At 69.4% G+C, this 5635-nt stretch carries 4 protein-coding genes and 1 pseudogene; 4 read left to right on the top strand and 1 reads right to left on the bottom strand.

Annotated features, from left to right (window positions below):
• The first annotated feature begins 72 nt into the window (after positions 1-72).
• From E1286_RS45590 to E1286_RS51620, 3 genes are all read left to right on the top strand, one after another.
• Positions 73-597: a hypothetical protein gene (locus tag E1286_RS45590; protein ID WP_246075705.1), complete on the top strand. Its 525-nt coding sequence runs from the start codon at positions 73-75 to the stop codon at positions 595-597.
• Between the two features lie 125 nt (positions 598-722).
• The gene (pafA, locus tag E1286_RS45585; protein ID WP_132623400.1) at positions 723-2081 is read left to right on the top strand and encodes a Pup--protein ligase; all 1359 of its coding nucleotides are present in this window, start codon (positions 723-725) and stop codon (positions 2079-2081) included.
• Positions 2082-2899: 818 nt separating this feature from the next.
• Positions 2900-3838 carry an FKBP-type peptidyl-prolyl cis-trans isomerase gene (locus E1286_RS51620; RefSeq protein WP_132623398.1) on the top strand — a complete coding sequence of 313 codons (939 nt, stop codon included), beginning with the start codon at positions 2900-2902 and terminating at the stop codon, positions 3836-3838.
• A 300-nt stretch (positions 3839-4138) separates the two neighbouring features.
• Here the strand turns inward: E1286_RS51620 and E1286_RS52290 are convergent.
• Positions 4139-4315 (bottom strand): annotated as a pseudogene (locus E1286_RS52290) (transposase); the annotation flags it as partial.
• A 436-nt stretch (positions 4316-4751) separates the two neighbouring features.
• On the opposite strand from E1286_RS52290, the gene E1286_RS45570 reads away from it, so the two are divergent.
• Positions 4752-5399, top strand: a complete 648-nt coding sequence (locus tag E1286_RS45570; RefSeq protein ID WP_132623396.1) for a helix-turn-helix transcriptional regulator — start codon at positions 4752-4754, stop codon at positions 5397-5399.
• The last annotated feature ends 236 nt before the right edge of the window (positions 5400-5635 follow it).

Raw genomic sequence — 5635 nt, 5'->3', positions numbered from 1 at the left:
GGGGGGGAGGGTGTGATGTGTTTCACTCGGGATCGTCTGAACTTGCGGGGGAAACGCTGGGTCTGATGGTCCATGAACACTCCTCTGCGTGGCATTCTCGCGGCCGGCGCGGCCGTGGTCGTGATGCTGACCTCGGGTATGGCGGCGCAGGCCACGACCGCGTACCCGAAGTACAAGGCGCCGAAGATCTTCGGCACGACTTTCCAGGCCGACCCGAAGCACGACTTCACCAAGGCCCTGAGCCCGCGCGGCAACGGTGTCCTGCGCGGCTGGATGACGGACGTGCGCGGCGGCGTCGCCGAGTACGAGCCGATCCGCTGGAAGAAGGGCACCCACACGGAGGGGCACTTCGAGGGCCCGCCCGAGGGTGACGTCAGAGCGTACGCCTCGCCCGTCGCCAAGGACGTGGTCTACCTGTCCGCGTACGGGTGCGGGGCGGCGATGACGGATCTGACGGTCGACCGGAGGACGGGGCTCGGCGCCAAGCGCTGCTCCACGGCCACGCTGGTCAAGCGGCACGACCGCGCCCGGCACCCCGCCCTGATCACCGTCCACAAGGGGAAGATCGTGCGGGTGCAGGAGATCTTCACGCCCTGAGGGAGGCCGCGGGTCCCGCGCCCCGTGGGGGCGGGCGCGGGACGAAACGGTCATGTGGGGGTTCCGATGGGAAAACACCTGGGAGATCTCTCCCGTTGGCCGATCCGTGGGCATAGTGTGAGGTGATGGATCGTCGCATCTTCGGGCTCGAGAACGAGTACGGCGTGACCTGCACGTTCAGGGGGCAGCGCAGGCTGTCGCCCGACGAGGTCGCGCGCTACTTGTTCAGGCGGGTCGTGTCTTGGGGCCGATCGAGCAACGTCTTCCTCCGTAACGGCGCACGTCTGTACCTCGACGTGGGCAGTCATCCTGAATACGCAACACCCGAGTGTGACAACGTCATCGAGCTCGTCACGCACGACAAGGCCGGCGAGCGCATCCTCGAAGGGCTGCTCGTCGACGCCGAGAAGCGGCTGCGTGAAGAGGGCATCGCGGGTGACATCTATCTCTTCAAGAACAACACCGACTCCGCCGGCAACTCCTACGGCTGCCACGAGAACTACCTCGTCGGCCGGCACGGGGAGTTCGGGCGGCTGGCCGATGTGCTCATCCCGTTCCTGGTGACGCGGCAGATCGTGTGCGGGGCCGGCAAGGTGCTGCAGACGCCGCGCGGCGCGGTCTACTGCGTCTCGCAGCGGGCCGAGCACATCTGGGAGGGCGTCTCCAGCGCCACCACGCGTTCCCGGCCGATCATCAACACGCGCGACGAGCCGCACGCCGACGCCGAGCGCTTCCGGCGCCTGCATGTCATCGTGGGCGACTCCAACATGAGCGAGACCACCATGCTGCTCAAGGTCGGCGCCACCGACCTGGTGCTGCGCATGATCGAGTCGGGCATCGTGATGCGCGACCTGTCGCTGGAGAACCCGATCCGGGCCATCCGCGAGGTCTCCCACGACATGACCGGCCGGCGCAGGGTGCGGCTGGCCAACGGGCGTGAGGCGTCCAGCCTGGAGATCCAGCAGGAATACCTGTCGAAGGCGAAGGACTTCGTCGACCGCCGCGGCGGTGACGCGATCACGCACCGGGTCCTCGACCTGTGGGAGCGTACGCTGCACGCGGTCGACACCGGCAACCTCGACCTGGTCTCGCGCGAGATCGACTGGGTGACGAAATACCAGCTCATCGAGCGTTACCGGAAGAAGTACGATCTGCCGTTGTCCTCGCCCCGGGTGGCCCAGCTGGATCTGGCCTACCACGACGTGCACCGCAAGCGGGGGCTGTACTACCTGCTGCAGAAGCGTGGCTCGGTGGAGCGGGTGGCGTCCGATCTGAAGATCTTCGAGGCCAAGTCGGTGCCGCCGCAGACCACGCGGGCGCGGCTGCGCGGGGAGTTCATCCGCAAGGCGCAGGAGAAGCGGCGCGACTTCACCGTCGACTGGGTCCACCTGAAGCTGAACGACCAGGCGCAGCGCACGGTGCTGTGCAAGGACCCGTTCCGCAGCGTGGACGAGCGGGTCGACAAGCTGATCGCGGGCATGTAGCCGCCGAAGCGCCCGGTGGCCGGGGGAGTGAACCCTCCCTCGGGCTGCCGGCCGCTACGGCTGCCCGCCGGTCGGCCAGGCCGTGTGCCGGTGCCGATCGGCCCGGGGTCGTGCGGTACGGCCGCCGGTGCAGGTCTGTCCGGTGCCACAGCTCGTGCAGGTACGTCCCGGGGGCGTCGGTTCGGGTACGTCGCGGGCGGCGGCCGGCCCATGAGGCGCCGGCTCTGGTGCCCGGTGATGCCTGGATCAGGCTTCCCCAGGATGGCTGAGTTCTGGGGTGTCCGGGGCGCAGGTTCATCCGGGCGTCGGTCAGCTCCTGGTGCGGTAGGACGGGCGGCGAAGGCGTGCTCAGGGGCCGGCCGGCGCAGGTGTGCGGGGGCTCGCCGGGTCCGAGGTGTTGGAGCGACCGGCCGACGCGTCTCCGTGGGGGCTGCTCGGTGACCCGGGGCGGGCCGCTTCGGGGATTCGTTCTCGATCAGGTGTGGCGGAGCGTTGCGGGGGCGCTGGAGCAGCGCTGTCGAGGGGGTTGATGCGACCTTCGGCCTACGTCGCGTGTCTGTTGCTGCCTTAATCGTTGGACCCGTCATGGACTTCGGCCGGGGCTGTCGGACACAAGGTGTGTGACGGGATAACCCCGTGGACTGTGCAAAGTCTCTTCTCGGAGTTGTGCCTTCTGGGTGTTGGGTAGCGGGTGGGATGCCCGGAGAAATGGGGGCTGAGCGCTGGGTTGCCGGGGACGTGGAGGTTCGTTTACCTCGGCCCTACTGCGGATTCGGGTAGTGTGACGCGAATCTGATGTCTTTTCCGAGGGAAATTCGATGCGCCGCGCTTTGGCCGTACTGGCCGCCGTGCCTTTGATGTTTTTCGCCGCCGCGTGCGGATCCGACAACGGCACCGGCGCCGCCCCCGCCACCGCCAGCGGGGCCGCCGCCTCCGGGTTCAAGGTCAGCGGAAGCGTGGGCGCCAAGCCCACGGTGACCTTCCCCGCGGGCTCGCCCGCGACCAAGTCCTCCTACGAGGTGATCCAGCCGGGCTCCGGCGAGGGCATCAAGGCGGGCGACCGCGTGATCGTCAACCTGACCGTCTGGAACTGGGACGGCAAGGGCAACGCCGCCCAGGGCTCCTCCTACGACACCAAGGCGCCGGAGACGATTCCGGTCAACGAGCAGCTGCCCCAGGTGCTGCAGGAAGGCTTCACCAAGGTCAAGCACGGCGGCCGGCTGCTGGCCGTGCTCGCCAGCGACGTCGAGGCCCAGCCGCAGGCGACGGCCGCCGAGCCGACGAAGGTGTTCGTGTTCGACGTGGTCGGTACGCAGCCGCCGGCGCTGAAGGTCGCCACCGGCAAGGAGACCGGCGAGAGCATCAAGGGCGTCAAGGTGGACAACCCGGGTGGGGAGAAGGCGCCGACGCTCACCACCAAGACCGACGAGAAGGCGTCCAAGGACCTCGTCGTCAAGACCGTCATCCAGGGCACCGGCGCCAAGGTGAATCCGAACCAGATGGTCACCGTCCACTACACCGGCAAGATCTGGGGTAGCGACCAGCAGTTCGACTCCAGCTGGGAGCGCGGGGAGCCGGCCGAGTTCCCGCTCAACCAGGTGATCCAGGGCTGGCAGAAGGGCCTGGCCGGGGTGCCGGTCGGCAGCCGCGTCGTGATGAGCATCCCGCCGGAGATGGGCTACGGCGCGCAGGAGCAGCAGGGCATCCCCGCCAACAGCACGCTCGTGTTCGTGGTGGACGTCCTGGGAGCGTACTGACGGGCTGTGTGACGATTCGGTAGCGATTGCGAGGCCCGGCGGCATCTGACCGCCGGGCCTTTCGCATGGGAGGACCATGAGCGTCGAGCCGCCGCTGGTGTCCCTTCTGGGTGCGCTGTCGCCGTCGGGTGGCGGGGAGGAGCGGCCCCCGCACCGGCGGGGTAGAAGATCACTGAAGGTCTTGTGACCCGCTGTGTTCCTGAGCGGGTGGATGGGCTGCGCGGGATCGCTGTGCCGGGCTGGGGCGAGTGTCCAGATGCTGTCGGTCCGGGTGAGCCCGAGGTTGATCAGGGTTCGCAGGTTGAGGGCTGCGGCGTGGGTGTGGATCCAGGCGTTGTTCTTGATGGTGCCGATGTAGCGTGATCGCCGGTCTCCGCGGGCGACGATCCAGGCGACGGTGCGTGCGATGGGTGGCCGCCGGCGGTAGTCGGCCTGCCAGTCCGGATCGGTGGCGGCCTGGCGGGCGGCGGCCTGCAGGTCGTGATGAGGTCGGTCTGGACGACGCGGCCGTTCTTGGCGGGGACTTGGGGCGTATGTCGGCTCCGGATTCGGGCGACGGCTTGATCTCTGTCCCGGTTCGCGCCATGGCGCGGCGTCCCGATGGGCGACGAGGGGTGGCCGTCGGACGGGGAGGGTGAGCGAGTTGGGCGTCGGGTGGTCAACCGGCGGCGGGGGCGATGGCGATCGTCCAGTACACCGCTCACGTGTGGGGCTGGGTCACTGTCTCATCGACTTCACGTTCGTCCGTGGGGCCTCGGCGGGTTTCCCGTGGGGAGCTGCCGGCGGGGCTGGAGCGGGCGCTCATAGGCCGCAGGGTGGGCAGTGGGCTACCGCGGCCGTCCCACCAGGAGGACCGTGAGGAGGCGGGCTTGGGCACGGCCGGCCGGGTGGCGTCGGCTCGTAGACTCCCGCTGTGAGTAGCGACGACCTCGAGGCGCTGGCCCTGCTGTACGATCCCGTTCGCCGCAGTCTGTACGACGTGGTCGTCTCCAGCGGTGGTGATGTGGGGCGCGGGGAGGCGGCGGATGCCGCGGGGGTGTCGCGTACGCTGGCCGGCCACCACTTGGACAAGCTGGTGGAGGCCGGGCTGCTGGAGAGCGGATTCCGGGCGCCGGTGAAGAAGGGGCCGGGCAGCGGGCGGCCTGCCAAGGTGTACCGCAGGGCCGCGGGCGAGCGGTCGGTGAGCTTGCCGCCGCGCGACTACGTCACCCTGGCGTCTGCGCTGGCCGACGTGGTGGACGCGCTCGGTGCCGAGGAGGCGGCGGAGAAGGCGGCTCGCTCCGCGGGCGCGCGGATCGGCGGGCGGCGGCGGGGTGAGCCGGTCGACCGGGTGCTGAACGGGCGCGGCTACGAGCCCTACACCGCTGAGGGCGGCCGGACGCGTCTGCGTAACTGTCCGTTCCACGTGCTGGCGGAGGAGCAGCCGCTGCTGGTGTGCTCGATGAATCTGGCGCTGTGCCAGGGATTGCTGGAGGGGCTGGGTGACGACCCGGGCCGGGCGCGGCTGGACCCACGCCCGGGGGAGTGCTGTGTTGTGCTCGACGCCTCGCCGACGCCCTGAAGGACCCCGTCAGCCGCGCTTGAGTGCGCAGGGATGTGTGTTGGGGAAGCGTCCAGGGTCGTCTGGCGGGGCAGCGGAGGTGGCGGCGGCATGCACGGCTGCTGGTGTGGAGTCGGGGCGGGGGGACCTTGGCGGTGAGTCCAAGGATGTCGGGGACGGCCAAGGGCGCGGCGAACAACCCAGGAGCGGCCGGCGCACAGTGAAGAGGTACCCGCCAAGAGTCCGGGGCCGAGGAC

The sequence above is a fragment of the Nonomuraea terrae genome (genome assembly GCF_004348995.1).
GTDB lineage: Bacteria > Actinomycetota > Actinomycetes > Streptosporangiales > Streptosporangiaceae > Nonomuraea > Nonomuraea terrae.
This window is presented reverse-complemented; position numbering and strand designations above follow the sequence as displayed.